This is a genomic window from Pseudomonas sp. BN414, assembly GCF_029871275.1.
Taxonomy (GTDB): Bacteria; Pseudomonadota; Gammaproteobacteria; order Pseudomonadales; family Pseudomonadaceae; genus Metapseudomonas; species Metapseudomonas resinovorans_C.
The window spans coordinates 1-25959 of record NZ_SSOL01000016.1; the positions used below are offsets into that span (position 1 = coordinate 1).

Sequence of the window (25959 nt, forward strand, 5' to 3'; positions counted from 1 at the left end):
CCGGAAGTGGATTGCGCAGTGGATGCGGTGGGCTTTGAAGCTCGCGGCCACGGCCATGAAGGCGCCAAGCACGAAGCCCCGGCTACCGTGCTCAACTCGCTGATGCAGGTCACCCGCGTGGCCGGCAAGATCGGTATCCCCGGCCTCTACGTGACCGAAGACCCGGGTGCGGTGGATGCCGCCGCCAAGATCGGCGCCCTGAGCATTCGCTTCGGCCTCGGCTGGGCGAAATCCCACAGCTTCCACACCGGCCAGACCCCGGTGATGAAGTACAACCGCGCGCTCATGCAAGCGATTATGTGGGACCGCATCAACATCGCCGAAGTGGTGGGCGTGCAGGTCATCAGCCTGGACGACGCCCCGCGCGGCTACGGCGAGTTCGATGCTGGCGTACCGAAGAAATTCGTCATCGACCCGCACAAGACCTTCAGCGCGGCCTGATCGACTGCAAGACCCCGACGCCGTGATGTGACAGCCATGGCGTCTGTCCCTCAAGGGGCCCTTCGGGGCCCCTTTTTTTGTGCGCGCGGAGTCGGTGCGGAACTCTCCCTTGTGGGGGCGAATTCATTCGCTAAGCAGACCGCAGGTCTGCCCTTTGGGGCCAATGGGGCCGCTTCGCAGCCCTTAGCGAATGAATTCGCCCCCACAAAGAGCAACAGCAGTTCGTTGGATGGGTGGAGCTTGCGATACCCATCCTACAGGGCATCATTCTTCTTCCAGTTCGACAAAGCGCTCGAGGCCGACCAGCTCCAGGTTGATCCGCCCGACGAAGGCGGAGAAGGCCAGGGTGGCGGCCAGGCGGCGCAGGTCGGCGGCCCAGGGCGGAACGTAGCGCGGCTGCTCCAGCCAGCCGGATTCGAACAGCGGCGCCAGGCGCACCACGTCGCCTGCGGTCATCCGCCCGGCGAACAGCTGGCGCAGCAATTCCGGGCGGTTGTCTCGCACCGCCACCCGCAACAGGGTGTGCACGCCGAGCATGCCGATCACGTAGCAGGCGTCCTTGGTGAAGGCACCGCCACCACGCACATCGGCCCCCCGGAACACGCGCTGGGTGGAGCGGAACGACTCCTCCTCTGACTGCCCGGCCTCCAGGAAGCCCTTGAACACCTCGATGAAGTCGGCACCGTCGAGTGCCTGCTGCACCGCCACCACCCGCAGGGCGATGCGGCGCAGGCGCTGGATGTCGATACTGCCGGTGACCAGTTCGGCGAGCATGGCGATGCCTTCCTGGGTCAGGGTGGTGCGCGGTGCGCCAAGGCCCAGGCTGGTCAGGCGTTTCTGCGCCCGGCCGTTCAGTGCGGTGCCGGCATGGACGAACGCCTCGTGTTGCAGCAGTTGGGACTTGTCCAGTTCGGAAAAGCGTGCCGAAGCCCGCAGGCGGATGCGCGTGGCGCCGGCAATGGCTTTGGAGGCGAGGTCCGGGTCCACCACGACGCGAACCTGGTCTGGACCGAAGAAGGCGTCCACTTCGGTGCGCATCCAGGCGGCGAAATCCTCGGCGGGGATGCAGGCATCGGTGGCGGGAATGCAGCGGCTGTCCAGCAGCGCGTCGGTGGTATCGAGGAAGAAACGCGCCGCATCCAGGGGCGTCATTTTCTGCCGTTCGTAGTAGTGATCGGGACGCTGGTAGAGACGGGCGGAGAAGTCGCTGAAGGCCGGTGTACCGATGGCGCCGAGCATCTGCCCGGCGCAGGCGTAGCTGCGTGCGGTGGCGGCGAGGAAGGCGCCGGCCGGGTGGCCCTTGTCGCAACGGCCTGCGAGGGTTTCCAGGGCTTCGATTTCGGTGCTGTGATCCCGGGGTTTCAGGGCCACATCCGGGAGCCTGGGTCGGCCGGCGCGCCAGTCGTCGAGAAAACGCTCTTCGATGCCGTCTGGCCAGGCGATGGCTTCCAGTACACGGATCTTGCGGGCGAGGCCGGGGAGGGCGGCGTCCAGTTCGGCAATGCGGGTGTCGCTCATGAAGGCTGACCGGGGAGGGTGGTCTTTGAAGGCTAGTTCAACGTTTGCACGGAGAGCGCCTTCGGGAAAAAGCAGCGAATGAATTCGCCCCCACAGGATTTGTCGACCAACTGTCAGCGTGTCGGGAACGCTGGCACCGTCCCGCAGTCATAGGTTCGAGTTTGCGCTCACCGGCCGGTACGCAGTGTTCCGGCGTGGATCATCTTCGAGGTCGACCTATGCACATTTCCCGAAGCCTGACCCTGGCAGCCCTGCTGAGCCTGGCGGCCAGCCCGGTATTCGCCGTCACCCTGGGCGATGTCATTTCCGCCGCTGCAACCAGTGGAACGGGCAGTCAGGAGGACAGCGCGCCGGGTATCGCACCGGCGGAGTCGGCGGCCTTGCTGGGGCAATTGGGTAGCCAGTTGAACATCACCCCGGAGCAAGCCATTGGCGGCCTTACTGCGTTGTTCGGCGTGGCGCGCAACAACCTGCCGGCCGACCAGTTCGCCCAGCTGGACCAGGCGGTGCCGGGCGTGGGCATACTCACCGATCCCAATACCCAGGGCCTGCTCAGCAGCATCGGCGGCCTGCTCGGCCAGCAGTCGGGCAGTGCCCTGGGCGGTCAGCCGGGCGTGCTCGCCGGGCAACAGATGAACAACATGGCGGACGTGGGCCAGGCCTTCGGTTCGCTGGGGATGGATAGCGGCCTGATCGGCCAGTTCGCCCCGCTGATCCTGTCCTTCCTCGGTCAGCAGGGACTGGCCAACAACCTGCTGCAAAGCCTGGGCAATCTCTGGAAATGGACCGTTCCGCCGGTGACGCCGGGCTTGCAGCAGGCGCCCATTCAGCAGACTCCCGTACAACAGTTGCCGGTAAATCCGGCTCCGGTGAACGGCCTGTCGACCTGACACCTCGTTCGAGGCCCGCTCAGCGGGCCTCCTCTCCGCGCAACTGGTTGATGCGCGCATCCTTCTCCTGCCAGAGCTGGCTGACCCAGGTCTGCACGTACTGGCGGAATTTCCCGTCGTTCTCGTAATCGCCCTGCCACAAGGCGGGGTCCAGCGGTCGCGTCCGGATGTCCACGATTACCTTCGGCACCCGCCCGGACAGCAATGCCCAGAAACCCGGTACGCCCTCACCGGGATAGACCAGGGTGACGTCGAGAATCGCGTCCAGCTGCTCGCCGAGCGCCGCCAGGACGAAGGCGACGCCGCCAGCCTTGGGCTTGAGCAGGTGCTGGTAGGGGGAGCCCTGTTTGGCGTGTTTCACCGGGGTGAAACGGGTGCCTTCGAGGTAGTTCACCACCGTCACCGGCATGCGCTTGAACTTCTCGCAGGCGGCTTTGGTGATTTCCAGGTCCTTGCCCTTCATCTCCGGGTGCTTGTCCAGGAAGGCCTTGCTGTAGCGCTTCATGAAGGGGTAGTCCAGGGCCCAGAAGGCCAGGCCGAGTAAGGGCACCCAGATCAGCTCCTTCTTCAGGAAGAACTTGAAGTACGGCGCCTTGCGGTTGAAGGCCTGGACCAGGGCGGGGATATCCACCCAGGACTGATGGTTGCTGATGACCAGGTAAGAGGTGTCGTTGCGCAAACCTTCGCCGCCCCGGATGTCCCAGCGGGTCGGGGTGAACGCGGCGAACACGCGCTTGCAGTTTTCTGCCCAGGCTTCGGCGATCCACATCACGCCCCGGGAGCAGGCGTCGCGCAGGGCCTGGCCGGGCAGGATGAGCTTGAGCAGGGCAACGGCCAGCATCGGGCCGATCAGGATCAGGGTGTTGAGCAACAGCAGCAGGGTGGTGGCGATTCCGGTCAGCAACGGCCGCATGGGTCCTCGGCTCCTCGTCCTCTGGTGTGCGCGCCATGATACCCAGTCGCTGCCGACGCGACGAGCGGTCGGGAGCCTTGCTACCCGCAAGGGGGCGAGTATGCTGCGGGCACTCGCTGAACCCGCCGTGACGAACCATTGGCCGTCGTGCCAGTCCCAGAACGGTACCCCCTCAACCAGGAGATGCTGCGTTGAAACCCCTGATTGCCCTGCTTGCCCTGGCGGCCCTGCCTGCTGTCGCTGCCGAGGAACCCACCCTGTATGGCCGCTACGAATACGTGCGCCTGCCCGAGATCGGCCAGACCATGAAGGCGAAGATGGACACCGGTGCTCTCACCGCATCCCTGTCAGCCAAGGACATCGAACGCTTCAAGCGCGATGGCGAGGAATGGGTGCGTTTCCGCCTTGCCACCAAGGGCGCCGATGACACGGTGTTCGAACATCGCCTGTCGCGCATCAGCAAGATCAAGAACCGCGCCGACGAACTGGGTGAGGAAGACGAGGCGCCCTCGGCGGAAATTTCCAAGCGGCCAGTGGTGGACATGGAAATGTGCCTGGGTGGCGTCAAGCGCACGGTGGAGGTCAACCTCACCGACCGTTCCAGCTTCAACTACCCGCTGCTGATCGGCGCCAAGGCCCTGCGCGAGTTCAAGGCCGCCGTCTACGCCGGACGCAAGTTCACCGCCGGCAAGCCGCAGTGCTGATTGACGGGGGAGAGGGCCGTGCGGCACTTTCCCCTGTCACCTCCATGAGCCGGGACGCCCATGCCGCACATCCTCATCGTCGAAGATGAATCGTCGATCGCCGACACACTGGTCTATGCCCTCGAGGCCGACGGCAACGTCACCACCTGGCTGAGCCTCGGCGGTCCGGCGCTGGAGCTGCTGCGCCAGCAACCGGTGGACCTGGTGATCCTCGACGTGGGCCTGCCGGACACCAGTGGCTTCGAGCTGTGCAAGGCATTGCGGCGTTTCTCCGAAGTGCCGGTGCTGTTCCTCACCGCGCGCAACGCCGAGATCGACCGCGTGGTCGGCCTGGAGATCGGCGCTGACGACTACGTGGTGAAACCCTTCAGCCCCCGCGAAGTTGCGGCGCGCGTGCGCGCCATCCTCAAGCGCACGGCCCCCCGTGAAGCGACCCCGGCGAGCACTGCCGGCGGGCCATTCCAGGTGGACGGCGAACGGGTGCGCATCCACTACCACGGCCAGCTCCTGGGGCTGACCCGCCATGAATTCCGCCTGCTCCAGACCCTGCTGGCGCAGCCCGAGCGGGTGTTCAGTCGCGAGCAGTTGCTGGATGCCCTGGGCGTCGCCGCCGACGCCGGCTACGAGCGCAACATCGACAGCCACATCAAGAGCCTGCGCGCCAAGCTGCGCCAGGTGGCGCCCAATGCGGAACCTATCCAGACCCATCGCGGCCTGGGCTACAGCTACTCGCCGGACCACGCCTGATGCCATTGGGCATTCGCATCTTCCTGGCCTATTTCCTCTTCGTCGGGCTGGCCGGTTGGTTCGTGCTCAGCACGGTGATGGATGAAATCCGCCCCGGCGTGCGCCAGACCACCGAAGAAACCCTGGTGGACACCGCCAACCTGCTGGCGGAAATACTTCGCGACGACGTGCGCTCCGGCACCCTCGACCAGGGCCGCCTGCCCGAGCTACTGCGCGCCTACGGCCAGCGTCAGCCAGGGGCGGATATCTGGGGCGTACGCAAGACGCAGGTGAACCATCGCATCTATGTCACCGACGCGCATGGCGTGGTGCTGCTGGATTCCAGCGGCGCGGCGGTGGGGCAGGATTATTCGCGCTGGAACGACGTCTACCTGACCCTGCGCGGCCAGTACGGCGCCCGTTCCAGCCGGGAGGACCCGAATGACCCGGATTCCTCGGTGATGTACGTCGCCGCACCGATACGCGACGGCGAGCGGATCATTGGCGTCGTTTCTGTTTCCAAACCCAACGCTTCGCTGCAGCCCTACATCGAGCGCTCGCAACGGCGGCTGGCCTGGCTTGGAGCGGGGTTGATCGGCCTCGGACTGCTGGTGGGCGGGCTGCTTTCCTGGTGGCTGAGCCGCTCGCTGCGGCGCCTGCGCAGCTATGCCCAGGCGGTGAGCGAGGGCGCGCGCGCGGAGCTGCCGGCCATGAGCGGCGGCGAGCTGCGCCAACTGGCGACTGCGGTGGAGCGCATGCGTACCCAGCTGGAAGGCAAGGCCTACGTCGAGCGCTACGTGCACACCCTGACCCACGAGCTGAAGAGCCCGTTGGCGGCCATCCGTGGCGCCGCCGAATTGCTGGAGGGCGAGATGCCGGCCGAGCAGCGGCAGCGCTTCGTGGCCAACATCGGCAATGAGGGCGCGCGCCTTCAGCAACTGGTCGAGCGCCTGCTCAACCTGGCCCAGGTGGAGCAGCGGCAGGGGTTGGAGGAGCGGGTGCGGGTGCCACTTCGCGAACTGGCCGAAGAGCTGCTGCACGCCCAGGCGGCGCGAATCGAAACGGCGGGCCTGAAGGTGGAGAACCGAATCGCACCAGGACTGTGCGCGACCGGCGAGCGCTTCCTGCTCAGTCAGGCGCTCGCGAACCTCTTGGATAACGCCCTGGATTTCACCTCGCCCGGCGGCCTTCTCCGGCTGGATGCGGCGCAACAGGGCGACTGGCTCGAACTGCGCGTGTTCAACCAGGGCGAACCCATCCCCGAGTTCGCACTCTCGCGCCTCACCGAGCGCTTCTACTCCCTGCCGCGCCCTGCAACGGGGCGCAAGAGCACCGGACTCGGCCTCAATTTCGTGCAGGAAGTGGCGGGGCTCCATGGCGGCGACCTTTGCGTGGCGAATGCCGAAGGCGGCGTCGAAGCCTGCTTGCGACTACCTGTCGTCGCGGATTGATATGCGACTGCCGCCCGGCGACGTCGGCCGCATCCTGCATCGACTATAAATTGACCAGGACAACGCCCTGACTTTCGGCGGGTGTCGCCACCCTGTAACCAGGTTTTGGCTTGATTCTTGATTCGGTCGTCTTGCACAGCACCGAGCTTCGACTACAAGAACCACAGGCCCTTCAGGAGCTGCCGGATGAAAACCGTCGCCGAGATACTCAGAGCCAAGCCCCATACCCACATCTTCAACGTCGAGCCGACCACGACCGTACTTGAAGCCGCCCTGCTGATGGCCGAAAAGGACATCGGCGCGCTGGTGGTGATCCAGGGTGGCGAACTGGTGGGCATCGTCACCGAGCGCGACTTCGTGCGTCGCGTCGCTGCACTGGAGCGTTCGGCCTACGCCACCACCATCGAAGAAGTGATGACCTCCAACCTCTTCGTGGTGACCCCGCGCGACAGCAACCAGTACTGCATGCAGCTGATGACCGAAAAGAACCTGCGCCACCTGCCGGTACTGCAGGACGGCAAGCTGGTGGGCCTGCTCTCCATCCGCGACCTGGTCCGCGACATCACCGCCGAACAGGAAAGCCTGATCCAGCATCTGGAGCAGTACATCCGCGGGGCGTGACGCTCCGGGTGACAGAAACCTTGTGGGGGCGAATTCATTCGCTAAGGGCAGCGCAGCTGCCCCCTGCAAGATCGATGGCAGGACTGCGTCCTGCTTGGCGAATGAATTCGCCCCCACAGGAAAAGCGACCACCACTCAATCCCCACACAGTCTCCACACACTCCCCATAAGCCCACCTCGTACGCTCCCCAGACTCTCCTCATCCCGACACAAGGAGAGTCGCCATGACCCGAACCCTCGGATTCAAGCTGGGCACCATTGCCCTGTTGATGCTGTTGTTGATGATCCCGCTGATGCTGATCGACGGCCTGATCGGTGAGCGCCAGACCGCGCGTGATGGCGTGCTGGCCAACATTGCCCAGAGTTCCAGCTACAGCCAGCGGATTACCGGGCCGATCCTGGTGGTGCCCTACAAGCGCACGATGCGCGAGTGGAAGACCTACGAGCAGACCGGCCAGCGCCGTCTGGAAGAACGCGAGGTGAGCAGCCGGCTGTACTTCCTCCCGGAGCGCTTCAACCTGACCGGCAGCGTCGACACCGAGCTGCGTGCGCGGGGCATCTACAAGGCGCGGCTGTACAAGAGCGACAGCAACATCAGCGGGCAGATCCTCGTTCCGGCCAACTACGGCATCGACGAAGACCTCGCGGACTACCGCTTCGAACAGCCATTCCTGTCGGTCGGGATCAGTGATATCCGCGGCATCGGCAATGCGCTGAAACTGCGCTTGAACGGCCAGTCCCTGGACTTCCAACCCGGCAGCGGCGACCGCTTGTTGAAAGGGGGTGTGCATGTGCCGTTGGCGTCGCTGCAGGCCGGGGTCGTGCAGAGCCTCGACTTCGCCTTCGACCTCAAGTTGCAGGGCACATCCAGCCTCAGCGTGACGCCTGTGGGCCGCGATTCGCGGGTGGAATTGAGTTCGACCTGGCCGCATCCGAGCTTCATCGGCGAGTTCCTGCCCAGCGAGCGCAGCATCGATGCCAAGGGTTTCAGCGCGACCTGGCAGACCAGTTTCTTCGCCACGAACCTGCAGGAAGCGCTGGCCCAGTGCACCGGTGGGGAGCAGTGCGACGCGTTCTACTCGCGGGACTTCGGCGTGAGTTTCGTCGATCCGGTGGACCAGTACCTGAAGACCGACCGCGCCATCAAATACGCCTTGCTGTTCGTCGCCCTGACCTTCGCCGGTTTCTTCCTGGTGGAAGTGCTCAAGCGTCTGGCGGTGCACCCGGTGCAATACGGGCTGGTGGGTCTGGCCCTGGCGTTCTTCTACCTGTTGCTGCTGTCGCTGTCCGAGCACCTGGAGTTCGGCGTCGCCTATGTCATCTCGGCGTCCGCCTGTGTGGCGCTGGTGGGGTTTTACGTCAGCCATGTGCTGCACAGCTGGCTGCGGGGTGGCGGTTTCACCCTGGGACTCGCGGCACTCTACGGGATGCTCTACGGCCTGCTGAGCGCCGAGGACTACGCCCTGCTGATGGGCTCGCTGCTGGTGTTCGGCCTGCTTGCCTGTGTGATGGTGCTGACCCGCAAGCTCGACTGGTACGGCGTCGGCCGTGCCCAGCCGGCCAGCGGCAACTGAGGAGGAACGACCATGCGTGCACTGGTGCAGTTCGGCGGCTGTTTCCTGCTTAGCCTGGTGATTTCGATCCTGCTGCTCGGTGGCCTGATGTTCGCCGGCGCCTTCGGTTTCATCGATCTCTGGCTGTTCACGGGGAAACCCCTGGCAGGACTGGCGCTGTGGTTGTTCCCCGGTGGTTTCTGGCAAGGGCTGACCGGCGTGGTGGATGCCGCCCGCAATCCTGCGCTGCGGTCCTTCCTCGAACTCTGCGCGGCCCTGGGCCAGGGTGCGCTGTTGCTGGCGGCGGGTTTCTTCCGCCTCTGGTACCGCCGCGCCGGAGGTGAGCAATGAGCTGGTTGGGGTTGCGTGAGGACCAGGCGAGGGGAGCTGAACTGGCCGCGAAGATCGCGAGGTTGTTTCCCCCTCCGTGGTTTCGACGCCAGCAACGTCTACCTGAATGGCATCCGCGACGACCGCCATAGTTCGGAGGTGGAAGGTAAGCCTTCGTAGGGTGGAAGTCGCTCTTCACTTCCACCAGCGGACCCGTGATTGCGCTCGTGGTGGTGGATGGAAAAAACGCCATCCACCCTACGCGGCTTGGAGGTTGGGCTGAGTTCGACGAAGCCCAACGCGTGTGCGTCAGGCCGAGTATTTGGGCTTCGCTGCGCTCAGCGCCAACCTACGGAACGCAGGACGTCAGGGTGCCGGGGCGGTGGCTTTGAGGGAGGGGCGCTGGCTGGTCGTGGCGTACCAGGCGGCCAGCTTCGGGCAGTCGCGGCGCCAGTTGAGGTCGGGCATGCGGAAGTCCAGGTAGCCCAGGGCACAGGCGGCGCTGATGGCGGCGACGTCGAAGCGCTCATCCAGTTCGCCAGCGGATTTCTCGAAGCTTTCCAGGGCGCGGTCGATCTTGCTGCACTGGCCCAGCACCCAGTCGTCCCAACGCTTGTCCTCGGGGCGCAGGAAGGTTTCGTAACGCACCAGGATGGCCGCATCCGTTACCGCGTCCGCAAGGGAGGCCAGGGTCAGGCGTCGCCAGCGCTCGGGTCCATCACGTGGGATCAGCGGCTGACCAGCGTGCTGGTGATCGAAGTAGTCGAGGATCACGCGGCTGTCGTGCAGCACGCTGCCGTCGGCCAACTGCAGGGCGGGAATCTTGCCGGCTGGGTTGTGCTCGTTCAGATCAGCGCTGGGGTTGACCGGCGTGAGCGTCACGCCATGCAGCGTCACCGTATCCAGCTGACCGGTTTCGTGGAGCAACACCATGACTTTGCGGACGTAGGGGGACGTGGGGGAGAAGAACAGGGTCTGGCTGGCGCTCATGCGGATTCCTCGGCGTCTGCAGCGGTCAATGGCGCAGTTATACCGCATTGGATTGCCGCCGGGCATGCGAGGCCGTGTTGTCGCACGGTGTCCGCTGATCAGTACCGGATCATCACCAGGCGATCCTGGGCCGACTCGGCACCCCAGACTTCGCCGGTGCGGCCGGAGAGGTGGGTCACGCGGGCGGCGGGGCGGTCGCTGGGGAAGCTGGCGAAGATACGGCTGAACGGGTTGAAGCGCAGGATCGCATTGGCGCGATAGTCGCTCAGCCATACCCGCTCCTGCTCATCGACGTAGAGCGCATGGGCGTCGGCGTTGTTGCCCGGAATGTCCCAGCTGCTCCAGGTCTCTCCCAGTGGATCGAAGCGACTCAGGCGACCCCTGCCGGCCTCGCCGACCCAGAGCGTACCGCGCGAGTCACTCCATATCAGACGTGGGCCGGCACTTTCTTCCGGTACATCCACCAGGGTCGACGTCCCGGATTCGGGATCGATCCGGCCGATGTGCCGGGCCGTTTCATTGGCGTACCAGACTTCGCCATTGGGCGTCACGGTGATGCCGTTGGGACCGGGGCCACCCGGCGCTGGCCAGATTTGCAGGCTGTCGCTGGTCGGTCTGAAGCGCCCGAAGAAACCCCGCTGGCCGGTGAACCAGAGGTCGCCGTTGCGATCCATCGCCAGGCCTTCGAGGCCGATGCCGGTGGTGCTGCCCTTGAGGGGGAACGTGCGCACGGAGCGGTCTAGTGGGTCGACCCGCACCAGCGCATCCAGGCCGGCGTCGGTGATCCAGGCGGCACCGTCCTGGTCCACCACCAGGGCGCGGGGCGAGGAGCCCACGCCCAGGGTAATCAGCTGGGTTTCGCCAGTCAGCGGATCGAGGAGCCCGACCGAGCCCAGGCGTTGGGCGGTGAACCACACACGTCCATCCGTGGCGGGGGCGACATCGCGCGGGCCGGTGCCCGTCGGAACCGGATAGTAGGTGACCTCCGCCGCCGTGGCTGTTACGCAAAACAGCGCGGCGCACAGGGCGAGCACGTATGGACGGAACATTGGGAAGACCTCCGCTTCCGGGGGTGGTCTTCAGTCGACGCCGGATCAGCGGCGAGGGTTCGAAGAAATCGACCGGATGGTGCGTCTCAGAGGGCGGGTGCGTGCTGCCGACGTTGCCAGCGCGCGACGGCCGAGGCCAATGCTGACGGGGTTTCCAGTCCCTGGCGACGGGCTCGGCTGAAGAGGATCAGGGCGATCTCGGCGGTCACCAGGGCATCGGCGCTGGCGTTGTGGCGCTGCTGCACATGCAGGCCGAAATACTCCACCCACTGATCCAGGCCGCCATTGCGGATGCCGGATTCCGGGCAGAGCATGGGCGCCAGTTCGGCGATGTCGAGGAAGCAGTGGCGCAACCTGTGGTCGAGGTCCTGCTTGAGGGCGCGGCTCAGCATGCGCTGATCGAAGGTGGCGTGGAAGGCCAGCAGTGGGCTGTCGCCGACGAACTCCATGAAGCCCAGCAGGGCCTCGGCGGGTTCCACGCCGGCTGCCAGCTCGCTCGGCGCGATGCCATGAATCAGCACGCTGGCGCTGAGCTTCCCGGTCGCGCGTTGCAGGGTGCATTCGAACTGGTTGCCGAGATCGATGGCGCCGTCCTCGATGCTCACCGCACCGATGGACAGCACCAGGTCCCGACTCATGTTCAGGCCGCTGGTTTCCAGGTCCAGGACCACGAAGCGCTGCTGACGCAGGGGGCATTCGTCGAGTGCCTGCGGGTCGGGCAGGGCGTCGCGACGGGCTGCGAGGTCCGGGGCCAGCGGCGTGCGACGGGAGAACCAGGGGAAACCATTCATAGCTGGTAGCGTAGCGCCAGGCTGGATTGCAGGCGCTGGGCCTGTCGGAAGGACTCGCGCAGGATGCGCCGGTCCAGGTGATTGAGGGTATCCGGGTCGAGCCGGTTGGAGTAGGGCAGGCCTTGCCGCGCCTGCTGCTGGTGCTGCTGCATGCGGGTCTGCTGGATGAAGTGGTAGGCCTCTTCGTAAGCCGCGCCGTCCAGCGCATCCACCACCTCATGGGCTACCAGCTGACGCAGGCGCTCCAGGGTGCCGCTGGCGCTGATGCCGTTGGCGAGCGCCAGTAGCCGGGCGCCGTCGACGAAGGGGGTGAGACCCTGCACCTTGAGGTCGAGGGTGTCTTTTTCAGCACCCTTGCGCGCGACCACGAAATCACGGAATCGCCCCACTGGCGGACGCTGGCGCAGGGCATTGTCGGCCAGCATGCGCTGGAACAGGCTGTTGTCGGCCACCAGCACCAGCAGTTCCCGTTGCAGCGCGGCGCACCCTTCGCCAGGGCCCCAGACCGCGCGCAGGTCGAAGTAAATGGAGGAACCCAGCAGGTTCTCCGGCGTCGCCTCGCGGACGAAGCTGGCGAAACGACGACTCCACTCGCTGCGGGACAGGCAGAGCTCAGGGTTGCCGGCCATGATCCCGCCCTTGCACAGCTCGAATCCGCATTGTGCGAGGGATTGATTGATGCGCTCGGCAAGCGGCAGCAGCCGGCCGCGAATGGCGGCGGCCTCCACCGCATTGGCCGCCTCGAAGAGGATGCCGTTGTCCTGGTCGGTATGCAGGGTCTGTTCGCAGCGGCCTTCACTACCGAAGCAGAGCCAGGTGAAAGGAATGCCCGGGTCGCCCATTTCTTCCAGGGTCAGCTCGATAACCCGGCACACGGTGTGGTCGTTGAGCAGGGTGATGATGCGGGTGATCTGGGTGGAGCTGGCGCCGTGGGCGAGCATGTTGTCCACCAGGCGCTGGATTTCTCCACGCAGGGCGGCCAGGGTTTCGACCCGTCCGGCATGGCGGATGGTCCGCGCCAGGTGCACCAGGTCGACCCGTTGCAGGGAGAAAAGGTCGCGCTCGGATACCACCCCCAGCAGGCGGTTGTCGCTGACCACGCAAACGTGGGCGATGTGCCGCTCGGTCATGGCCAGGGCGGCGTCGAAGGCGCTGGCCTCCGGTGGCAGGTGGAACGGCGCCTGGGTCATGACTTCGGCGATGGGCTGGGCCAGGTCGGCGCTGGCATCGGCGATCACCCGGCGCAGGTCGCGCAGGGTGAAGATGCCCAACGGCCGCTGCCTGGCATCGACGATCACGATGCTGCCCACCTGTTGTTCGTGCATCAGCCGCACCGCGTCGCGCAGGGGCAGCTCCGGCAGGCAGGCGATGGGGTGACGCACCGCCAGTTCACCCAGGCGGGTGTCCAGGGAGTATTGGGCGCCAAGGGTTTCCGTGGCGCGCAACTGGACCTGCTGGTTGACCTGGTCGAGCAGGCTGCTGACGCCACGCAGGGCGAAGTCGCGGAACGGGTTGGACAGGGCGAACAGTTTGATGAAGGCGGCTTTGCCCAGCAGCAGGCAGAAGGTGTCTTCGCCAGCCAGGTGCTCCGTGCGCGTCGCGCGCTCGCCGAGCAGGGCGGCCAGCGGGAAGCATTCGCCGCTGGCGATCTCGAATGTGGTTTCGGTGCCGCGCCTGGCCGAGTGCGGGCGTTCGCCCACCACACGGCCCTGCTTGACGATGTAGAAGTGCTCCACCGGCCCGTCCTGGGGCTTGATGATGGATTCGCCGGCCGCATAGAAGCGCAGCAGGCAATGCTCGACGAGGAAGGCGAGGTGGGCGCTTTCCATCTGATTGAAGGGCGGGTACTTCTGTAGGAACTCCATGGTGCCATGGACGTTCTGCAGCACCGCTTGTTTGCCGGCCTGGGCGAAGGCGTCTGCCTTGGTCATCTTGCTGCCCGTCGTTTCTTCTTGTCAGGAGAGCCATGCTGCGCGTGGCGGCAGGGGACACAAATTGGACGTAAGTCTAAGGGATGGGACGCAGATCGTCGGAAATCCCGATAGGCCACTACCGTTCGGCGGATGCTGCAATCTGCATGGGAACTTGCGTGCATTTTGCCTATCCGACCTGCGTACCCCGTGCTACAGCTTAGTAGTGAGGGGAGTTGGGCCTGCTAGGGAAGGCTCCTGTGAGGACGACCCCATGAGTTACGGTGACCTGCTGAGCGACGCCGAGCTGCAAGCGCTTGATGAAATCATGCGCGTACCCAGCGCGCCGCCCAGTGTTCTGCTGGTGGATGACGACGAGTCCGGGCGCGATGCCCTGGCCGATGCCCTGGTTGCCCAGGGAATTCCGTGCATCACTGCCGACAGTGGCGAACAGGCGCTGGCGCTGCTGGTTACCCGCCCCTCCATCGGCCTGATGATCACTGAGCTGCACATGCAATGCGGCAGTGGCCTCGAACTGGTGCGTCAGGTGCGCCAGTCGGCACGGGCGACCCTCCCGGTCATCATCGTTTCCGGCGACGCCGACGTGCAGGACGCCATCGAGGCGATGCACATGAGGGTGGTCGACTTCATGCTCAAACCGGTGGACATGAGCCGCCTCACCAATCTGGTACGCAACGAGATTGGCACCCCGCCAGAACCCAAGGCACCACCTCCCGAGGTGCGGCCCAGGCCGGCGAAAGCGAAAGCCAAAGCGAAGGTCATCGCGCTGAAAAGCGCCTGAAAAAACCGCCACGGAAAGGCGGTTTTTTTATGCCTGCGCGGCGATCGGGGCGCTGACTACCCGTCCATTCACAATCCCTATTCAGCCTCGAAGCCCATTGTGTTTGGTTGGTTTCTGATCAAAGTATTTAGACCGGTCTATATAAATTGGCCGGAAAGATCACTCTCCGCCAACAGAAGGATTCCAGCAATGGCACACGATCAATGCATGCAGGAACGGCTTGAGGCCGTGATAAACGTCACCCCGTTCGCGCGAGTGATGGGCGCGCGGGTCACTTCGATCGGGGGCGGCGCCGTCGAGTTCGAGATCGACGTGAAGCCCGAGCTGATGCATCAGCACCATGGCTTCGTGCATGGCGCCGTAGTCGGTTTCATGGCCGACAGCGCCTGTGCCTGGGCGGCGGCCTCGGTGGCGGGGGATGTGGTGACCTCCGAGTACAAGCTGAATCTGCTGGCGCCGGCGGTGGGCGAGCGGTTGCTCGCGAAAGGGCGGGTGGTGAAGTCCTCGGGGCGGGTATTGGTCGCTCTGGCAGAGGTCTTTGCTCTGCGGGGTGGCGAGCAGACCCTGGTCGCCATGGCGCTGGCGAGTGTGGCCAAAGTTGGCGGCGAGGGTGGCCGCTGATGGAAAGCACGCTTCCTGCAGGCTATGCACCGCTGTTTCGCAGCAGCCCCTTCCTGGATCTGCTCGGATCGCTGTACTACCGCCGCGATGAAGAGGAGGGGATGGTCATTGCCCTGCGGGTCGAGCAGAAACACTGCAACCAGCGTGGCACTGCCCATGGAGGGCTGCTCTGCAGCCTGGCCGATGCAGCCCTCGGCTATTCCACGGCCTTTTCCCAGGAGCCTCCGCTGCCCATGGCAACGGTCAATCTCCGCGTGGATTTCTGCGGTGCTGCCCGTTTGGGGGATCTACTCGAGGTGCGTACGCGCATCGAAAAGATCGGCCAACGCGTGGCCTTCGCCAGCGCGGCGATCGACGTGGGTGAACAGCCGGTAGCCCGCGCCAGCGCCGTGTTTCATATTCCCTGACGCTGGGGCATCCTTGGCGCGCGCCGGCCAGGCGGCGCGCCGTTCCCGGATGGAGAGATGCCTTGCCGAAGAAATCCAACGCCGCCGACCGCGTAGTTCGTGCCACTGCCTCATTGCTGGCCAGCCGCGGCTATTTCGGTACGGGCCTGGGCGACATCATCGCCCGCTCGGAGACGCCCAAAGGCTCGCTCTACCACTACTTTCCCGAAGGCAAGCCGGCGATCGTCAGTGCCGCCGTCGATTTCGTCGCCGACGAGGTGCTGCAGCACCTCGACCATGCCGGCGAGAGAGCGCCTCACGCCCGCAACGCCCTACGTCGTTTTACCGCGACCTTGCGAGGCTGGTTGGAGGCTTCGGCTTTCGCCGAGTCCTGCCCGATTTTCGCCACGACCCTGAGCATTGATGACGAGTTGCAACAGGTCCACCTGCGTTGCCGCAGGGCCTTGCAGGCATGGCAGGGGAGTTTCGAGCGGTCACTGTGTGCCGATGGCCTGGACAGCGTCTCGGCCCATAGTCGAGCCTGGCTGATCATCGCGGCTCTGGAAGGGGCGCTGGGTGTCGCCAAGGCCCAGCAATCGCTGGTCGCGCTGAATCTGGTCGAGGAAGAGCTGCTCGGCCTGCTGCCGGACCAGTAATGCAGGACTGACAAGGGGCAAGTGCTCCGGCGCCTGCCCCTCATACCTCAGTGGTGCGCGCTGTTCACTGCGATCTCTTCACCCGAGACATCCAGGTGTTCGGTGCGGCGGTCGGCGATGGTGTAGTGGATCAGTGCACCAAGGCCGGCGCCGAAGAACCAGGAGAACTGCGACAGCGACTCGAAGGCTGGCACCAGCGCCAGCACGATGGCGATCAGCGCCGACGGAATGAACGCCGCTACCGCGCGCAGGTTGATGCCACGGCGATAGTGGTAGGCGGCTTCGCTGCTTTCGCTGTAAAGCTCCGGCAGGTTCACCCGGCCACGGCGCACCAGGTAGTAATCGGTGACGATGATGCCGTACAGCGGGCCGAGCAGGGCGCCGAGGCCGCCGAGGAAGTACAGGATCACCGTCGGGCTGTTGTACAGGTGCCAGGGCAGGATGAGCACCGCGATGGTGGCGCTGAGAAGGCCGGCGCCACGGAAGTTCAGCAGCTTCGGCGCCAGGTTGGTGAGCACATAGGCCGGGGCGACGAAGTTGGCCATGATGTTCACCGCCACGGTGACGATCAGGAAGGCCAGGCAGGCCAGCACCAGGCCTGCGGTGTTGGGGATGCTGGCGACAATCTCGGTCGGGCTCTGCACCAGCTTGCCGTCGATGCTGAATTGCGCGCCGGCGAGTACCACCGCGATCACTGCGAAGCCGAGCATGTTTACCGGCAACCCCCAGAAATTACCCACGCTGATGGTGCGGCGGTCCGGGCAGTTACGGGTGAAATCGCAGAAATTGAGGATCATGGTGCCGTACAGCGATACCCAGAGTGCAGCGGCGCCCAGCACCTTCAACCACATCGTCGAACCCGTGAAGCCTTCACCGGTGGACCAGGTGATGGAGAAGCCGCTGCGCTGATACATCCAGTAGGCCAGGGCGGCGAAGGTCACCAGAATCACCGGACCGGCGAAGGATTCGTAGCGGCGCACCATCTCCATGCCATAGGCGAAGATCGCCAGCTGCACCAACCAGATGCCGAGGAAGGTGATCCAGCCGAGCGTCGACAGGCCGAGAATCGAATCCTGGTCGAACTCGCGCAGGCCCGGCGCCACGGCGGCCAGCAATACGCGCAGGACGACCGAGGCGAGGTAGGTCTGGATACCGAACCAGGCGATGGCGATGACCGCGCGGATCAGTGCCGGCACCTGGGCGCCGTGGATGCCGAAGCTGATCCGGCACATCACCGGGTACGGCAGGCCGGTCTTCTGGCCCATGTAGCCGGACAGGTTCATCAGCCCGTAGATAACCAGCGCGCCGAGGGCGAAAGCGGCGAGGATCTGCGCGCCGCTCATGCCCAGGGCGAAGAGGCCTATGGCGAAGGAATAGTTGGCAATGTTGTGCACATCGTTGGTCCACAGCGCGAACAGGCTGTAGCGGCCCCAACTGCGGTTTGCCGCGCGGGTCGGCGCGAGGTCGGTGCTGTACAGGCGTGGACTCAGGGTCACCGCACCGGGAGCGACCGAATCGGCGGCGGGGGAATCGAGCTGGGTAACAGCGGAAACGGGAGTGGGCGCCATGGGGCCTCCGTAAACTTGTGTGCACTGTTTTTGTGTTTTTTGTATGCAAGCCAGTTTCGTGCCATCCAGAGACGTCGCAGATCCTTGCATTGAGATTGGCCCTTCCGTGCACCACTAGAGGTCATCGCCAGCCCAGTTCTGGCGCCCGTTGCGCCCGCCCATCGGAAAATTGTCTTTATATTTCATTGACTTGAAAGTCAGTTTTGCTTGGGTTGGCGGAGCTCGGGGGAATGGGGATTTTGTACACAAGTTTTGTATGCAAGCGTAACGTCGACGTCCGCTCGACTTTTCTGCAGGCAATAAAAAACCGCCCCGAAGGGCGGTTTTCATGGGCAGGTCTTAGAGACCGTTCTTCGCCTTGAACTCGCGGCGACGACGGTGCAGGACCGGCTCGGTGTAGCCGTTGGGCTGCTTGGTGCCTTCAACTACCAGTTCCAGCGCGGCCTGGAAGGCCACGTTGTCGGCGAAGTTCGGCGCCATCGGGCGGTACAGCGGGTCGTTGGCGTTCTGACGGTCCACCACCGAGGCCATGCGCTCCAGGCTCTCGACAATCTGGGCCTGGCTGACGATGCCGTGGCGCAGCCAGTTGGCCAGCAGCTGGCTGGAGATACGCAGGGTGGCGCGGTCTTCCATCAGGCCGACATCGTTGATGTCCGGCACCTTGGAGCAGCCGACGCCCTGGTCGATCCAGCGCACTACATAACCGAGGATGCCCTGGGCATTGTTGTCCAGTTCGTTCTGGATCTCTTCGCGGGTCCAGTCGGTGTTCGGCGCCAGCGGGATGGTCAGGATGTCGTCCACCGAGGCCGCTGCACGCTTGGCCAACTCGGCCTGACGGGCGAACACGTCAACCTTGTGGTAGTGCAGCGCGTGCAGGGTGGCGGCGGTCGGCGACGGTACCCAAGCGGTGTTGGCGCCAGCCAGCGGGTGGGCGACTTTCTGCTCGAGCATGGCGGCCATCAGGTCCGGCATGGCCCACATGCCTTTGCCGATCTGCGCCTTGCCTTGCAGGCCGGTAGCCAGGCCGATGTCCACGTTGCTGTTCTCGTAGGCGCCGATCCACTTCTCGTTCTTCATGGCGCCCTTGCGCACCACGGCGCCGGCTTCCATGGAGGTGTGGATTTCGTCACCGGTGCGGTCGAGGAAGCCGGTGTTGATGAACACCACGCGCTCGGCGGCAGACTTGATGCAGGCCTTCAGGTTGATGGTGGTGCGGCGCTCCTCGTCCATGATGCCGACCTTCAGGGTGTTGCGCGGCAGGCCCAGCACGTCTTCCACGCGGCCGAAGATTTCGGTGGCGAAGGCCACTTCTTCCGGGCCGTGCATCTTCGGCTTCACGATGTACATCGAGCCGGTGCGGGTGTTCTTGCGGCTGGTGTTGCCCTTCAGGTTGTGCAGCGCGATCAGGCCGGTGAACAGGCCGTCCTGGATACCTTCCGGTACTTCGTTGCCAGCGGCATCGAGGATGGCCGGGTTGGTCATCAGGTGACCGACGTTGCGCACGAACAGCAGGGAGCGGCCGTGCAGGGTCAGCTCGGAACCGTCGGCCTTGGTGTAGACGCGGTCGGGGTTCATGGTGCGGGTGAAGGTCTGGCCGCCCTTGCTGACGGATTCAGCCAGGTCGCCCTTCATCAGGCCGAGCCAGTTGCGGTAGACCACGACCTTGTCGTCGGCATCGACGGCGGCGACGGAGTCTTCGCAGTCCATGATGGTGGTCAGCGCGGATTCCATCAGCACGTCTTTCACGCCGGCGGCGTCGGTCTGGCCGATGGGGCTGGTCGGATCGATCTGGATCTCGAAATGCAGGCCGTTGTTCTTCAGCAGCACGGCGGCCGGCTTGGCGGCGTCGCCCTGCAAGGCGATGAACTGGGCGGCGTTTTTCAGGCCGACTTCGCTGCCGTTCTTCAGGGTCACGGCCAGGCGGCCGTTCTTCACGGCATAGGCGGTGGCGTCGACGTGGGAAGCGCCTTCCAGCGGCGCGGCTTCGTCGAGGAAGGCGCGGGCGAAGGCGATCACCTTGTCACCACGGACCTTGTTGTAGCCCTTGCCCTTCTCGGCGCCGCCTTCTTCGCTGATGACGTCGGTGCCGTAGAGGGCATCGTAGAGCGAACCCCAACGGGCGTTGGCGGCGTTCAGGGCGAAGCGCGCGTTCATCACCGGCACAACCAGCTGCGGGCCGGCCATGGTGGCGATTTCTTCGTCGACATTCTGGGTAGTGGCCTGGAAGTCTGCCGGTTCCGGCAGCAGGTAGCCGATCTCCTGGAGGAACGCTTTGTAGGCCACTGCGTCGTGGGCCTGGCCGGCACGTGCCTGGTGCCAGGCATCGATCTTGGCCTGCAGTTCATCGCGTTTGGCGAGGAGGGCTTTGTTCTTCGGAGCCAGGTCGTTGATGACGGCTTCCACACCGGCCCAGAACTTCTCGGCCGCAATGCCGGTTCCGGGGATGGCTTCGTTGTTCACGAAGTCGAACAGGACTCTGGCGACCTGAAGGCCACCGACTTGAACGCGCTCAGTCATTGCTTGCCTCACTCTGCTCAATATCCGCTCGGACCGGGGGTTTCCCTTCTTGTAGTCCGAAGCGCGGCATACTACATGAAGCCGTTGTGAAAATCAGTGGGGTCGCGTCGCTATGCGACTAAAAGCTGCTTTACGGTCACAACGGTGGGCAGAATGTTCGCAAAAAAATGGCGCTTTGTTCCAGTTAAATCTGAAAAATGTACACGATTTATTTTTCATTAGAACTGCGACAGGCCGTCGCATGGGATTCCGCGCGGGGTTTCCGGCGCTTTCCTATACTCCAGCGAATTCGTCCCGGAGCCTTTCCATGCCTGTAAATGCTGCCACCTTCAGCGATCTTGATGATCTCTCCAGCCTTTTCGCCGGCTACCTCGAGTTCTATCAGGTGCCGAGGCCCCAATCGGACATCCGTGCGTTCCTCGAACAGCGGCTGGATCGCGGCGACTCGACGCTGTTCATTGCTCGTGGTGAGGATGGTGCGCCCCTCGGGTTCACCCAGCTCTATCCCTTTCTCTCGTCGCTGGCGCTGGCACCGGCCTGGTTGTTGAGCGATCTTTATGTAGTGCCCGCCGCCCGCCGCCAGGGAGTCGGCGAAGACCTGATGAACGCCGCCCGTGCCCATGCCGAACGCACCGGCGCTTGCGGCATCCAGCTGGAAACTGCGAAGACCAATCTTGCCGGCCAGGCGCTTTATGAACGACTCGGCTATGTGCGGGACGAGATTTACTTCACCTACTGGCTGAGCCTGGCCTGAGGCCGGTTGCCGGTTCCCTACCGATAAGGAGTCGAGCGTGGATCATCTGGTACTTACCGTTATCGCGGCGGACCAGCCCGGTCTGGTGGAACGCGTCGCGCAGTGCATCGCCGCCCATGGCGGCAACTGGCTGGAAAGCCGCATGTCGCGCATGGCCGGGCAGTTCGCCGGGATATTGCGCGTAGCGGTCCCGGCCGAAGGCTACGACGAGCTGGTGGAGGGATTGCAGGGCCTCAGCGCCCACGGCATCCGCGTGATGCTGGCGCAGAGTGGCATCGAACCGGCCTGCACCTGGAAGCCGATCCTGCTGGACCTGGTGGGCAACGACCGGCCGGGCATCGTCCGAGACATAACCCGCCTGCTGGCGGAGCTGGGCGTGAACCTGGAAAGCCTCATCACTGAAGTGATGCCCGCCCCCATGAGCAGCGAGCCGCTGTTCCATGCCGAAGCGGTGCTGGCAGTTCCGCTGACCCTGTCGCTGGACGTGTTGCAGGCCAAGCTGGAAACCCTGGCCGATGACCTGATGGTGGAGCTGAACCTGCATCAGGAGAAGTGAGCTTTCTCGGAGTGTTACGAAGCCCAACGTGCCCCCTTCAAGGGCGTTCGTTGGGCTTCGCTCTGACGGAACGCCGCCCGCACCAATCTACGGTAGCGCCTCAGGAATTACGGCGGAGGGTGAGCCAGGCGTCGACGCTGTAGATGGCCAGGCCCGCCCAGATGAAGCAGAAGGCCAGCAGCTTGCTCGGGTCGAAGTGCTCGCCGAACAGGAAGATCGCCTGCAGCATCACCAGGGTCGGTGCCAGGTACTGGAGGAAGCCCAGCGTCGTGTAGGGCAGGTGACGGGCAGCGGCGTTGAAGCACACCAGCGGCACCAGCGTGATGGGGCCGGCGGCGACCAGCCAGAGCGCCTCGGAACTGCTCCAGAAACTTGCCTGCGTGGACGCTGCCTCCGGGCTCAGCAGCAACCAGCCCACTGCCAGCGGTAACAGCAACCAAGTTTCCACGACGAGGCCGGGCAGGGCGGCTACCGGTGCCTGTTTGCGGATCAGCCCATAGAAACCGAAGGTCAGTGCCAGGGTCAGGGATACCCAGGGCAGTGCACCCACCTGCCAGATCTGCTGTGCCACGCCGATGGCGGCAAGCAGCACAGCGACCCACTGCAGGCGACGCAGGCGCTCGCCGAGGATCAGCATCCCCAGCAGCACATTCACCAGCGGGTTGATGTAGTAGCCGAGGCTCGCTTCCAGCATGCGCCCGTTGTTCACCGCCCAGACGTAGACCAGCCAGTTGCCGGCGATCAGCATGCCGCTGGCGGCCAGCACGCCGAAGCGCTTGGGATTTTCCCGCAGCTCGCGGAACCAGCCGGGATGCTTCCACACCAGCAGCAGTGCCGCGCCGAATAGAGCTGACCACAGCGCGCGATGAACGATGATCTCCAGCGCCGGAACGTTCTGAATGACCTTGAAATAGAGCGGAAAGAGTCCCCAGATGATGTAGGCGGAGAGCCCCAGGATGTACCCGCGACGCGGGTCGGCGGTGGCCATGGAATGTCCTTGCTTAGGCAGCTATCGAGTGGTGCGACATTCTAGTTGGCGCCGTCACGACTTGTCTGTGCGCTCAGGTTTTTTCCGTGGGGATAGGCAAGCGGAAAGCGTAAGGGGTTCTTTACGCCTGCTCGCGAGGCGCGCCCTCTGCTCTTTTGTGGGGGCGATTTCAATCGCTGAGCGGACCGCAGGTTCGCCCTGCGAGGTTTGGGGCTGCTGCGCAGCCTATAGCGAATGAATTCGCCCCCACAGAGGACCCGACCATTCAGAACAGCTTCAACGGCTCTTCGTCCAGCGCCGAGAGTTGCTCGCGCAGGGTGAGGATCTGGTCGCCCCAGTAGCGTTCGCTGCCGAACCAGGAGAAGTGCATGGGGAAGGCGGGGTCGTCCCAACGGCGGGCGATCCAGGCGCTGTGGTGCATCAGGCGCAGGGCGCGCAAGCCCTCGATCAGCGGCAGCTCGCGCGGGTCGAAGTCGTGGAATTCCTGGTAGCCATCCATCAACTCGGATAGCTGGCCGAGGCGCTCGTGACGTTCGCCGGCCAGCATCATCCACAGGTCCTGGACTGCCGGGCCCATGCGGCAGTCGTCGAGGTCGACCATGTGGAAGACCTCGTCGCGGCACAACAGGTTGCCGGGATGGCAATCGCCGTGCAGCCGGATCGGCTGATAGCGCACTTCGGCAAACAGCTTGTCCAGGCGCTTGAGCAGGTCACGGGCCACCGACTCATAGGCTGGCAGCAGGCTCCGGGGAACGAAGTTGCCTTCCAGGAGGGTGGCCAGCGATTGGTGACCGAAGTTGTCTACCGCCAGGGTTTCGCGGTGTTCGAACGGGCGCGTGGCGCCCACTGCGTGCAGGCGTCCCAGGAGCTGGCCGAGTCGATAGAGCTGGTCCAGGTTGCCCGGTTCCGGCGCGCGGCCGCCGCGGCGGGGGAAGAGGGCGAAGCGAAAACCAGCATGTTCGAACAGGCTTTCACCGTCGCGTTGCAACGGCGCCACCACCGGCACTTCGCACTCGGCGAGTTCGGCACTGAAGCTGTGCTCCTCGCGTATCGCTGCGTCGCTCCAGCGTTGCGGGCGGTAGAACTTGGCGATCAGCGGCTCGGCGTCCTCGATGCCCACCTGGTAGACGCGGTTCTCGTAGCTGTTCAGCGCGAGGATGCGCATGTCGCTGAGGTAGCCAAGGCTTTCCACTGCGTCGAGTACGAGGTCGGGGGTGAGGTCATCGAAAGGGTGAGACATGAGCGGCTCCGGCAGTCAGGCGCCCAGTCTACCGCCAATGGAGCGATTTGCTGCGCGTTGCGGCCTAGAGCGCCGTGCCGAGCAGCACCTGGCCGGCGGCGAATTGAGCACGCACTGCGTGGCCGGTCTTCAGGCCAAGCGCGGCCAGCCGCTCGGCCTCGACCAGGGCGCAGAGGGTCTGGCCGCTGGCGAGGGCGATGCGCACTTCGCTGGGGCCGTCGTCGGCGTCGAAGATTTCTTCGATCCGGCCCTCCAACTGGTTGAGGGTTTCGTCTGCCTGTTCGGAAATGGCGTGAAGCCGCAACCAGCCCGCCTTGATCAGGGCGACCACGCTGCGACCCGGGGCCAGTTCCAGCTTCTCGGTACTGTCGTGGGTGATCTGGGCCGAGAGTCGGATACCGCCCGCCAGTTCGACGCGCACCAGGTCGTTGCGCCCCCTGGACTCGATGTCGAGCACGCGGCCGCTCAGTTGGTTGCGGGCGCTGGTGCGCAGCATCAGGCGCCCAAGCAGTTCCAGGTCCCGCTCGCTTTCGGCGCTTTCCAGCAGGCGCGCTTGCAGGCTTTCCAGGCGCTTGTAGAGCGCCAGCAGGCGTTCCCCTTCGGCCGACAATCGCGCGCCACCGCCGCCCTTGCCTCCCACCGAGCGTTCCACCAAGGGGCGTTCGGCGAGGTTGTTCAATTCGTCGATGGCGTCCCAGGCAGCCTTGTAGCTCAGGCCCGCAGCCTTGGCGGCGCGGGTGATGGAGCCTTGCACGGCGATCTGTTCCAGCAGGGCCAGGCGCTGCGGGCGGCGGGTGAGTTGCTGGGTGAGGGCGCTGGTCAGGCTCATGGGCGGATGGGTTCCTCCGGGCATCTGGCGCGCAGGCTGCTCCCACGGGTGACGCCACGTCAAGACTTCAGCGGTCGCCAGGACGGGGCGTGCGCGCGAGGCAGTAGACGTCCACCCGCGAGGCTCCTGCGCGCTTCAGCAGGCGGGCGAGGAAATGCGCGGTGGTGCCGGTGGTCAGCACGTCATCCACCAAGGCCAGATGCTGGTCTTTCACGTCGGCGAGAACGTTCAGGGCGAACGCGCGTCGCAGGTTGCGGCGCCGTTCTGCCGCGTCCAGCCCCTGCTGGGGCGGGCCGTCCTCGATGCGCTGTAGCCATCCCTCCTGCAACGGGATATGCAGTTCGTCGCTCAGCCAGCGCCCCAGCATCTGTGCCTGGTTGAAGCCGCGTCGACGCAATCGGGGCGCTGCCAGTGGTACGGGCAGGAGCGCCCGTGGCCGGGGCAGGCCCTCGTTGAACGCATGGGCGAGATGACGCGCCAGCAACTCCCCCAGCAAGCGACCCTGGGGCCAGTTGCCCTGGTGCTTGAAGCGGGTGATCAGGCTGTCTACCGGAAAGCCATAGCGCCATGGCGCCTCGACCCGGGTAAAGGGCGGTGGGCGCTTCAGGCAATCGCCGCAGGGCAGCCCATGGGTGGGCAAGGGCAGGGCGCAAACGGAGCAATGTCCACTGAGCCAGGGCAGCTCCGCTTCACAGCCGCTGCAAATCGGCAGGACGTCGCCCGGCGCGTGGCAGAGCAGACAGATGGGTGTGTGGCGAAGCCAGGCCGGCCGTAGACGGGCGAGCAGAGCAAACATGGTCCCCTCCGTGGGACATGCGGTTCAGACGATCAGCCAGCTCATCACTACCAGACCGAGGAAAGTGAGCACCAGGCCGCCGATGATGGACTTGCGAATGAAGGCGCGTATCCCGCTGTAGAGCAGGAGCAGGCCGATAACCAGCAGGAACAGGCTGAAGAACGACACATCCATGCCGATGGCCCGCGCCAGGCCGTTGAAAAAATCGTCGATGGCCTGGCCAATGCCGCCGAGCACGCCTGAAAGCAGGTCGACGACGAAGCGAATGACGGTGCCGATGATCCGGCCGAGCCACTCGAAAAATCCTTCCGTACGCATTGCAGTGTGATGCTCCTTCAGCAGCGGGCTGCCCAGGATTT

General features: G+C 64.8%; 25 protein-coding genes and 2 pseudogenes. 14 read left to right on the plus strand and 13 right to left on the minus strand.

Annotation, left to right across the window (positions count from 1 at the left end; genetic code table 11):
- Nucleotides 1–441 (plus strand): annotated as a pseudogene (locus E8E95_RS00120) (formaldehyde dehydrogenase, glutathione-independent); the annotation flags it as partial.
- 264 nt (nucleotides 442–705) lie between these two features.
- Here the strand turns inward: E8E95_RS00120 and E8E95_RS00125 are convergent.
- Nucleotides 706–1959: a flavohemoglobin expression-modulating QEGLA motif protein gene (locus tag E8E95_RS00125; RefSeq protein ID WP_280347134.1), complete on the minus strand. Its 1254-nt coding sequence runs from the start codon at nucleotides 1957–1959 to the stop codon at nucleotides 706–708.
- 218 nt (nucleotides 1960–2177) lie between these two features.
- Between E8E95_RS00125 and E8E95_RS00130 the strand changes: the two genes are divergently transcribed.
- Complete coding sequence (locus E8E95_RS00130; protein ID WP_280347136.1) at nucleotides 2178–2849, plus strand: DUF2780 domain-containing protein; 672 nt, start codon at nucleotides 2178–2180, stop codon at nucleotides 2847–2849.
- A gap of 19 nt (nucleotides 2850–2868) precedes the next feature.
- On the opposite strand, the gene E8E95_RS00135 is transcribed toward E8E95_RS00130, so the two are convergent.
- Nucleotides 2869–3762, minus strand: coding sequence for an acyltransferase (locus tag E8E95_RS00135; protein ID WP_280347138.1), 894 nt, complete (start codon nucleotides 3760–3762; stop codon nucleotides 2869–2871).
- A 191-nt stretch (nucleotides 3763–3953) separates the two neighbouring features.
- Here E8E95_RS00135 and E8E95_RS00140 point away from each other — a divergent pair, with 191 nt between their 5' ends.
- The 6 genes from E8E95_RS00140 (at nucleotide 3954) to E8E95_RS00165 (ending at nucleotide 9168) form a co-directional block, all read left to right on the plus strand.
- The gene (locus E8E95_RS00140) at nucleotides 3954–4466 is read left to right on the plus strand and encodes an ATP-dependent zinc protease (RefSeq protein WP_179058025.1); all 513 of its coding nucleotides are present in this window, start codon (nucleotides 3954–3956) and stop codon (nucleotides 4464–4466) included.
- Nucleotides 4467–4526: 60 nt separating this feature from the next.
- A complete protein-coding gene (gene creB, locus E8E95_RS00145) occupies nucleotides 4527–5213 on the plus strand; it encodes a two-component system response regulator CreB (protein ID WP_280347142.1) in 687 nt (228 codons plus the stop codon).
- On the plus strand, nucleotides 5213–6643 hold the full coding sequence (creC, locus tag E8E95_RS00150) for a two-component system sensor histidine kinase CreC (RefSeq protein WP_280347143.1): 1431 nt from the start codon (nucleotides 5213–5215) through the stop codon (nucleotides 6641–6643). The genes creB and creC overlap by 1 nt, the downstream gene beginning before the upstream one ends.
- Nucleotides 6644–6829: 186 nt before the next feature.
- Complete coding sequence (locus E8E95_RS00155) at nucleotides 6830–7264, plus strand: CBS domain-containing protein (protein ID WP_280347145.1); 435 nt, start codon at nucleotides 6830–6832, stop codon at nucleotides 7262–7264.
- A 224-nt stretch (nucleotides 7265–7488) separates the two neighbouring features.
- Nucleotides 7489–8838: a cell envelope integrity protein CreD gene (creD, locus tag E8E95_RS00160; RefSeq protein WP_280347147.1), complete on the plus strand. Its 1350-nt coding sequence runs from the start codon at nucleotides 7489–7491 to the stop codon at nucleotides 8836–8838.
- Nucleotides 8839–8850: 12 nt separating this feature from the next.
- Entirely contained in the window at nucleotides 8851–9168 is a 318-nt protein-coding gene (locus E8E95_RS00165; protein ID WP_280347149.1) for a hypothetical protein, read from the plus strand.
- A 345-nt stretch (nucleotides 9169–9513) separates the two neighbouring features.
- Here the strand turns inward: E8E95_RS00165 and E8E95_RS00170 are convergent, their stop codons facing one another.
- The 4 genes from E8E95_RS00170 to E8E95_RS00185 form a co-directional block, all read right to left on the minus strand.
- Entirely contained in the window at nucleotides 9514–10137 is a 624-nt protein-coding gene (locus E8E95_RS00170) for a glutathione S-transferase family protein (protein ID WP_280347151.1), read from the minus strand.
- 98 nt (nucleotides 10138–10235) lie between these two features.
- Nucleotides 10236–11186, minus strand: coding sequence for a lyase (locus E8E95_RS00175; RefSeq protein ID WP_280347154.1), 951 nt, complete (start codon nucleotides 11184–11186; stop codon nucleotides 10236–10238).
- 86 nt (nucleotides 11187–11272) lie between these two features.
- Complete coding sequence (locus E8E95_RS00180; RefSeq protein ID WP_280347156.1) at nucleotides 11273–11977, minus strand: 3'-5' exonuclease; 705 nt, start codon at nucleotides 11975–11977, stop codon at nucleotides 11273–11275.
- On the minus strand, nucleotides 11974–13908 hold the full coding sequence (locus E8E95_RS00185) for a putative nucleotidyltransferase substrate binding domain-containing protein (RefSeq protein ID WP_280347158.1): 1935 nt from the start codon (nucleotides 13906–13908) through the stop codon (nucleotides 11974–11976). The genes E8E95_RS00180 and E8E95_RS00185 overlap by 4 nt, the downstream gene beginning before the upstream one ends.
- 253 nt (nucleotides 13909–14161) lie before the next feature.
- Here E8E95_RS00185 and E8E95_RS00190 point away from each other — a divergent pair.
- From E8E95_RS00190 to E8E95_RS00205, 4 genes and pseudogenes are all read left to right on the plus strand, one after another.
- Nucleotides 14162–14593: pseudogene (locus E8E95_RS00190) on the plus strand (response regulator); the annotation flags it as partial.
- 285 nt (nucleotides 14594–14878) lie between these two features.
- The gene (locus E8E95_RS00195) at nucleotides 14879–15310 is read left to right on the plus strand and encodes a PaaI family thioesterase (protein ID WP_280347160.1); all 432 of its coding nucleotides are present in this window, start codon (nucleotides 14879–14881) and stop codon (nucleotides 15308–15310) included.
- The gene (locus E8E95_RS00200) at nucleotides 15310–15717 is read left to right on the plus strand and encodes a PaaI family thioesterase (protein ID WP_280347162.1); all 408 of its coding nucleotides are present in this window, start codon (nucleotides 15310–15312) and stop codon (nucleotides 15715–15717) included. Before E8E95_RS00195 ends, E8E95_RS00200 begins: the two co-directional genes overlap by 1 nt.
- A 62-nt stretch (nucleotides 15718–15779) precedes the next feature.
- Complete coding sequence (locus E8E95_RS00205; RefSeq protein WP_280347164.1) at nucleotides 15780–16352, plus strand: TetR/AcrR family transcriptional regulator; 573 nt, start codon at nucleotides 15780–15782, stop codon at nucleotides 16350–16352.
- Between the two features lie 47 nt (nucleotides 16353–16399).
- Here E8E95_RS00205 and E8E95_RS00210 read toward each other — a convergent pair whose 3' ends face one another.
- Both E8E95_RS00210 and E8E95_RS00215 read right to left on the minus strand, forming a co-directional pair.
- Complete coding sequence (locus E8E95_RS00210; protein WP_280347166.1) at nucleotides 16400–17920, minus strand: NCS1 family nucleobase:cation symporter-1; 1521 nt, start codon at nucleotides 17918–17920, stop codon at nucleotides 16400–16402.
- Between the two features lie 339 nt (nucleotides 17921–18259).
- Complete coding sequence (locus tag E8E95_RS00215) at nucleotides 18260–20437, minus strand: malate synthase G (RefSeq protein WP_280347168.1); 2178 nt, start codon at nucleotides 20435–20437, stop codon at nucleotides 18260–18262.
- Between the two features lie 307 nt (nucleotides 20438–20744).
- Here E8E95_RS00215 and E8E95_RS00220 point away from each other — a divergent pair, with 307 nt between their 5' ends.
- On the plus strand, nucleotides 20745–21191 hold the full coding sequence (locus E8E95_RS00220; RefSeq protein ID WP_280347170.1) for a GNAT family N-acetyltransferase: 447 nt from the start codon (nucleotides 20745–20747) through the stop codon (nucleotides 21189–21191).
- Between the two features lie 37 nt (nucleotides 21192–21228).
- The gene (locus tag E8E95_RS00225; protein ID WP_179058041.1) at nucleotides 21229–21747 is read left to right on the plus strand and encodes a glycine cleavage system protein R; all 519 of its coding nucleotides are present in this window, start codon (nucleotides 21229–21231) and stop codon (nucleotides 21745–21747) included.
- A 100-nt stretch (nucleotides 21748–21847) separates the two neighbouring features.
- Here the strand turns inward: E8E95_RS00225 and rarD are convergent, their stop codons facing one another.
- The 5 genes from rarD to E8E95_RS00250 form a co-directional block, all read right to left on the minus strand.
- On the minus strand, nucleotides 21848–22735 hold the full coding sequence (gene rarD, locus E8E95_RS00230) for an EamA family transporter RarD (RefSeq protein WP_280347174.1): 888 nt from the start codon (nucleotides 22733–22735) through the stop codon (nucleotides 21848–21850).
- Nucleotides 22736–23000: 265 nt separating this feature from the next.
- Nucleotides 23001–23975: a serine/threonine protein kinase gene (locus tag E8E95_RS00235; RefSeq protein WP_280347176.1), complete on the minus strand. Its 975-nt coding sequence runs from the start codon at nucleotides 23973–23975 to the stop codon at nucleotides 23001–23003.
- A gap of 64 nt (nucleotides 23976–24039) precedes the next feature.
- On the minus strand, nucleotides 24040–24804 hold the full coding sequence (locus tag E8E95_RS00240; protein ID WP_280347178.1) for a TOBE domain-containing protein: 765 nt from the start codon (nucleotides 24802–24804) through the stop codon (nucleotides 24040–24042).
- A gap of 67 nt (nucleotides 24805–24871) precedes the next feature.
- The gene (locus tag E8E95_RS00245) at nucleotides 24872–25600 is read right to left on the minus strand and encodes a ComF family protein (RefSeq protein WP_280347180.1); all 729 of its coding nucleotides are present in this window, start codon (nucleotides 25598–25600) and stop codon (nucleotides 24872–24874) included.
- A gap of 24 nt (nucleotides 25601–25624) precedes the next feature.
- Nucleotides 25625–25918, minus strand: coding sequence for a hypothetical protein (locus E8E95_RS00250; protein WP_179058046.1), 294 nt, complete (start codon nucleotides 25916–25918; stop codon nucleotides 25625–25627).
- Nucleotides 25919–25959: the final 41 nt, after the last annotated feature.

Excerpts from the sequence above, each read along its gene's own strand:
- E8E95_RS00125 (WP_280347134.1), bottom strand. The coding sequence starts at position 1,959 with ATGAGCGACACCCGCATTGCCGAACTGGACGCCGCCCTCCCCGGCCTC.
- E8E95_RS00130 (WP_280347136.1), top strand. The coding sequence starts at position 2,178 with ATGCACATTTCCCGAAGCCTGACCCTGGCAGCCCTGCTGAGCCTGGCG.
- E8E95_RS00135 (WP_280347138.1), bottom strand. The coding sequence starts at position 3,762 with ATGCGGCCGTTGCTGACCGGAATCGCCACCACCCTGCTGCTGTTGCTC.
- creB (WP_280347142.1), top strand. The coding sequence starts at position 4,527 with ATGCCGCACATCCTCATCGTCGAAGATGAATCGTCGATCGCCGACACA.
- creC (WP_280347143.1), top strand. The coding sequence starts at position 5,213 with ATGCCATTGGGCATTCGCATCTTCCTGGCCTATTTCCTCTTCGTCGGG.
- E8E95_RS00155 (WP_280347145.1), top strand. The coding sequence starts at position 6,830 with ATGAAAACCGTCGCCGAGATACTCAGAGCCAAGCCCCATACCCACATC.
- creD (WP_280347147.1), top strand. The coding sequence starts at position 7,489 with ATGACCCGAACCCTCGGATTCAAGCTGGGCACCATTGCCCTGTTGATG.
- E8E95_RS00165 (WP_280347149.1), top strand. The coding sequence starts at position 8,851 with ATGCGTGCACTGGTGCAGTTCGGCGGCTGTTTCCTGCTTAGCCTGGTG.
- E8E95_RS00170 (WP_280347151.1), bottom strand. The coding sequence starts at position 10,137 with ATGAGCGCCAGCCAGACCCTGTTCTTCTCCCCCACGTCCCCCTACGTC.
- E8E95_RS00175 (WP_280347154.1), bottom strand. The coding sequence starts at position 11,186 with ATGTTCCGTCCATACGTGCTCGCCCTGTGCGCCGCGCTGTTTTGCGTA.
- E8E95_RS00180 (WP_280347156.1), bottom strand. The coding sequence starts at position 11,977 with ATGAATGGTTTCCCCTGGTTCTCCCGTCGCACGCCGCTGGCCCCGGAC.
- E8E95_RS00185 (WP_280347158.1), bottom strand. The coding sequence starts at position 13,908 with ATGACCAAGGCAGACGCCTTCGCCCAGGCCGGCAAACAAGCGGTGCTG.
- E8E95_RS00195 (WP_280347160.1), top strand. The coding sequence starts at position 14,879 with ATGGCACACGATCAATGCATGCAGGAACGGCTTGAGGCCGTGATAAAC.
- E8E95_RS00200 (WP_280347162.1), top strand. The coding sequence starts at position 15,310 with ATGGAAAGCACGCTTCCTGCAGGCTATGCACCGCTGTTTCGCAGCAGC.
- E8E95_RS00210 (WP_280347166.1), bottom strand. The coding sequence starts at position 17,920 with ATGGCGCCCACTCCCGTTTCCGCTGTTACCCAGCTCGATTCCCCCGCC.
- E8E95_RS00215 (WP_280347168.1), bottom strand. The coding sequence starts at position 20,437 with ATGACTGAGCGCGTTCAAGTCGGTGGCCTTCAGGTCGCCAGAGTCCTG.
- E8E95_RS00220 (WP_280347170.1), top strand. The coding sequence starts at position 20,745 with ATGCCTGTAAATGCTGCCACCTTCAGCGATCTTGATGATCTCTCCAGC.
- rarD (WP_280347174.1), bottom strand. The coding sequence starts at position 22,735 with ATGGCCACCGCCGACCCGCGTCGCGGGTACATCCTGGGGCTCTCCGCC.
- E8E95_RS00235 (WP_280347176.1), bottom strand. The coding sequence starts at position 23,975 with ATGTCTCACCCTTTCGATGACCTCACCCCCGACCTCGTACTCGACGCA.
- E8E95_RS00240 (WP_280347178.1), bottom strand. The coding sequence starts at position 24,804 with ATGAGCCTGACCAGCGCCCTCACCCAGCAACTCACCCGCCGCCCGCAG.
- E8E95_RS00245 (WP_280347180.1), bottom strand. The coding sequence starts at position 25,600 with ATGTTTGCTCTGCTCGCCCGTCTACGGCCGGCCTGGCTTCGCCACACA.
- E8E95_RS00250 (WP_179058046.1), bottom strand. The coding sequence starts at position 25,918 with ATGCGTACGGAAGGATTTTTCGAGTGGCTCGGCCGGATCATCGGCACC.